Source organism: Neisseria sp. P0021.S007 (assembly GCF_051956855.1).
On the sequence record NZ_JBQCXA010001358.1, the window covers coordinates 1 to 494 of the forward strand.

Sequence of the window (494 nt, forward strand, 5' to 3'; positions counted from 1 at the left end):
GTGTGGCGGACATGATGGGCTTTCTCGAATGCAATGTTGATGAAGGGGGTATTTAGGGGTCGTCTGAACGGGGTTTTGGGGTTTCAGACGACCTTTTTATTTGGGTTTGGCGTGTGGACGTTTGGAGGTTATGGTTTATTGGGTTTGGGGGTGAACCGGTAAGAGTCGGCATGGCTGCCGCGTTCCAAGCGGTCGAGTGTGGTCGGTTTCAGGGGCGTGCGTGCGGATGTGTCGGCAGGACGGCTGTCGAAGTCGTCGCGGTCTGTGGTGCAGCCGCTCAGGATGGCGGCGGTAACGAAAATCAGGGCGAGGGAACGCATGGTTTTCTCCTTGTGAAGGACGGCAGATATGGGACGAACGGGATGGCGGTTATGTTTGAGGTCGTCTGAAACGGAAAAGACGGTTTCAGACGACCTCTACGGGCGGATTATTCCTCAGTTTGCGTTTCGGGCGCGGCTTGTCCGGCGCCTTGGGGTTTGTTCCATGTCGTGCCG

General features: G+C 56.7%; 1 protein-coding gene. It reads right to left on the reverse strand.

Annotation, left to right across the window (positions count from 1 at the left end):
* Positions 1-128: 128 nt before the first annotated feature.
* Positions 129-320 carry a hypothetical protein gene (locus ACTHUR_RS19150; RefSeq protein WP_440400362.1) on the reverse strand — a complete coding sequence of 64 codons (192 nt, stop codon included), beginning with the start codon at positions 318-320 and terminating at the stop codon, positions 129-131.
* Positions 321-494 lie beyond the last annotated feature (174 nt).